Origin of the sequence: Desulfofundulus sp., from assembly GCF_049701015.1 — a bacterium.
Taxonomy (GTDB): domain Bacteria; phylum Bacillota; class Desulfotomaculia; order Desulfotomaculales; family Desulfovirgulaceae; genus Desulfofundulus.
Map to the genome: position 1 here is coordinate 13947 of NZ_JBNATZ010000020.1, position 3614 is coordinate 17560.

Annotated in this window: 4 protein-coding genes; 2 read left to right on the forward strand and 2 right to left on the reverse strand. The window is 57.2% G+C overall.

Going from position 1 to position 3614, the window contains the following annotated elements:
• A partial coding sequence (locus tag ACPLUI_RS02535; RefSeq protein ID WP_424658702.1) for a cobalamin B12-binding domain-containing protein occupies window positions 1-374 on the forward strand: 374 nt, incomplete at its 5' end.
• Window positions 375-452: 78 nt separating this feature from the next.
• Here ACPLUI_RS02535 and ACPLUI_RS02540 read toward each other — a convergent pair.
• Together ACPLUI_RS02540 and ACPLUI_RS02545 are read right to left on the reverse strand one after the other, a co-directional pair.
• Window positions 453-2186, reverse strand: a complete 1734-nt coding sequence (locus ACPLUI_RS02540) for a phosphatidylglycerol lysyltransferase domain-containing protein (protein ID WP_424658703.1) — start codon at window positions 2184-2186, stop codon at window positions 453-455.
• Entirely contained in the window at window positions 2129-3163 is a 1035-nt protein-coding gene (locus ACPLUI_RS02545) for a lysylphosphatidylglycerol synthase transmembrane domain-containing protein (RefSeq protein WP_424658704.1), read from the reverse strand. Before ACPLUI_RS02545 ends, ACPLUI_RS02540 begins: the two co-directional genes overlap by 58 nt.
• 167 nt (window positions 3164-3330) lie before the next feature.
• On the opposite strand from ACPLUI_RS02545, the gene ACPLUI_RS02550 reads away from it, so the two are divergent.
• Window positions 3331-3614, forward strand: a 284-nt coding sequence (locus ACPLUI_RS02550; protein ID WP_424658705.1) for a polysaccharide deacetylase family protein, incomplete at its 3' end; no start/stop codon positions are given.

A 3614-nucleotide genomic window follows, 5' to 3' on the forward strand; every position in this document is an offset into this window, starting at 1 on the left:
AAGTGGTCATCGGTACTGTAAAAGGTGACCTGCATGATATCGGGAAAAATCTGGTCATCATGATGCTGGAGAGCAGCGGGTTTAATGTGGTCGACCTGGGCATTGACGTGCCTGTAGACAAATTTGTCAGGGCGGTGCAGGAGCACAGGCCGCAGATCCTCGGGTTGTCGGCCTTGCTGACCACCACCATGCCGGTTATGGGAGAAGTTATTTCCGCTCTTGATAAAGAGAACCTGCGCGGGGCTGTGAAGATAGTTATCGGCGGTGCGCCCGTTTCCCAGGAGTTTGCCGATGAAATCGGGGCGGACGGTTATGCACCCGACGCTGCTTCGGCCGCGGAGCTCTGCAAGCAGCTTGTGAATCGAGCAGCGTGACCGCATCTCTGGTCTGAGCCCGTACCGGTGCCCGAAACGCAACCGGCCCGGGCTTTTGTGATCCCGGGCCGGCCCGGATCACGCCAGCCGTCTTTTCTCCCACCAGGCCCGTACGTAGCTCCACAGGCTGCCCCCGGCGTTCGCCGTGACCACGGCCATGGCAATTTTGGGCAAAAGCAGGGGGTAAGGGTAAATCAGGTAGCGCGGTTCCCAGCGGGGGCCGTATTTTTCTTTGAACTGGCGCAGCCCTTTAAAACCGTAGAGCTGGTTGAAGTGCTGGTAGAAGAAGTATACGGCTTTTTCCTGCAGACTGGCGCCGGGCTGGTCGCCCACTCCTGCCAGGGGGCACAGCCCCAGGTTGAAGCTCTCGTACCCCTGTTCCTTGAAGTATTCCATCAGACGTACGAAAAGCAGGTCCATCAGGCCGCTTTCCCCTTCCCGCCGGCGCATGAGGTCTATGGTGCCTTCATTGCGCCTGTATTCAGGGATGATATTGGCGAAGGCCTGCACGCGGCCCCGGGCATCCCTGACCACCATCACCGGGCAGGACCTGATGTAGGCCGGGTCGAACCAGCCCAGGGAAAACCTCTTTTCACCCCCCTTTTGCACCCTCAGCCAGTGGTCGGAAACCTCTTTTAATTCCCTCAAGGTCTCATCCTTTAAAGGCGGCAGGAGGAGTTCGGTGGTATAACCCTTGCGCACCATGCGGTTTACCGTCTGCCTCAAGCTCTTCCGGCCGCTTCCGGCCAGGGTGAAAGTCTGGAGGTCGACCACCGCCTCTTCGCCAATTTTTAAGATTTTATAGCCGCAAGCCCAGTATAGCGGGAGGTAATCGGGCAGGACCTGGTAAAAAGCCGGGTTCCAGTCGTTATTTGCACAAAAGCTGGTGAATTCCTCTATAAGGCGGGGGATGTCGTCGTCGGGTCCCACCGGGTCCCCCAGCACCACAGCTACATTGCCCACCAGCGCATAAGCCAGGAAGCTCCTTTGCGAACGGCTGAAAAAGTAAATCTTATCCGGCAGCAGCGTCAGGTGTACCAGGGAGGAACGCCCGTACTTTTCCACGATACCGGCCGCCCTTCTCCTCTCCGACATGAGAACGGTCCTCCGGTAGACTACCGGGCGCAGCACCATGTACAGCCCGTAGAGCAAACCGCCCACCTGGATGATGGCCAGAGAGTCCAGGAACCAGCGGGCCAGCCGGTTGGGGTGTTTTAGTTCCGGTGTGGCCAGCCAGGTCAGATAGGCGATGGTTTGCCGGGAGGCCTCAGCCAGGTTGAACTGCTGGTGAAAGTGCCTGTCCAGGAGGTAAAAACCAAATAGACCGTAAAGGTAGGTAAAAAGGATGACACCGGCCAAAACCACCAGGCCGTGCCGTACGGAAGGAGGGTCGCTGGCGGCGGTGAAATGGGGCTTTAAGGACAACAGTATCAATAACAAACTCAAGTTGAACGCCGCCTGGCCGTAGTGCAGCCCCCGCAGCAGGTTGGCGGCAATGGAAATTAAAAGCATGACCACCGTAATGCGCCAGGCCTGCCACTTGCGCCTTCCCAGACTCCAGGACAGGAAAAGTTGTACCGTTCCGGCCAGGACGCTGGACAGCCAGCTCCCCCGCAGGACAATCCAGGGGAGGTAATGTTTGAGCCAGATAAAACGGGCCGGGTGGTGCACGAGCCACGCGGTTAAAATATTGCCCACCCCCGTCAAACCCACCAGGAACGCGGCCAGATAATGAAGACGCAGGTAACGGTTGTTCACCACCTGCTCACCGTCCGTTTGAAAAAGATAAGACCAGCGGCCATCGGCATCCATAAACTCAAGGCCCGGTAAGTAAAGGTGACCAGTACTGCCTGTTCCAGGGGAATGCCTGTCGAAGCGTAGGCAGCGGTCATGGCTCCTTCCATCAGGCCCACTCCCTGCGGAGTGATGGAGAGGATCATGAACAGCACCCCTACGGCGTAGCCGGTAATCAAACGGCCCGGCCCCGGGCTCTGGCCGAAGGCCAGGAAAAGGGCTTGCAGCTGCATTAGACCTATTCCTTCCACCAGCAGGGCGTGAACTGCGGCCCTGGTAAGGGTCGGGTGGTCCCGGAACATGGCTTTGAGTACCTTCGAGAGTCTGCCGGTAACTTCCCATAATTTTGCCTCCCAGTGCAGGGCACGTCCCTCCAGTTGCCGGGACAGCCGGCCGCCGGCCCCGGCCAGCCGGCGGGTCAGTTTCACAAAAAGGGCCGGCCTGCTGGCGAGCATGAACAGGAGCAAAAGAGCAATAGCCACTCCGCAGGCCAGCACGGCAGCGGCTGCCAGTTCATATGGCCTGAGGTCGCCCCGGCTGAAGAGGTAAAAAAGGGCCAGCAGCAGAATAACTAGGAAGGCAAGGTAATCGAAGATGTAGAATATAACATTGGCCAGCGCCGCCCGGGCGGTATCCAGCCCCTGCCTTGCGGCATCGAAGATCATCAGGCCCGTTCCGGAGATGGTGCCGCCTGGAACGACAGCAGAGACGAAGGTTGCTGAGATGGCCAGTTCCAGGAGGTGTCCGAAACCGGCCGGGAGCCCGGCCATCCGGTAGGCAGCCTGGTACAGGGCGCCCTGGTTGACAAGGAAGACAACCTGCAGGAGAGCGGCTGCGGCGACCCACCACCACCTGCTGTGTTGCAGTGTACGCCGGATTTCTGCCGCCTGTCCCATGTGCAAGGCCACGGCAATGGCTGTAAAAAAGAGTATGGCCATCACAACCAGCCTGGGTGTTGAAAACAGTGGTGAAGAGTTTTCTGCCCGCCTGGTCATCTAATTCCTCCCATTTATTTCCCCGGTGTCAAAATGCGGGAGATCACGTTTAAGGAGTAATTTCCAGTCCTTCTTAAGAAGTAATTTCCAGTCCTTCTTTAGTTTAAGAAAAACGCCTCCCATGTACAATAAGCATTGCCTTTCAATATCGCACCGGGGGAAGTATAATGCGCAAATACAGGTTGATTTTGCTTTTATTATCTATTTTTTTCCTGTTAATTCCGCTGTCTAAGGAAAGGAGAGATGCTTACAACTGTACGGGGCGGGCGGTGGTCAGCGAGGTAGCCACCGGCGAAAAGTTAATCGCTCTGACCTTTGATGACGGCCCTGACCCCCTGTATACCCCCAGGATACTGGAAATTCTGGAAAAATACAATGCCCGCGCCACGTTTTTTGCCCTGATAGCCTACGGCCGCGCCTCTGCCGCAGCTCGAGGCAAAGAGATAAGCTT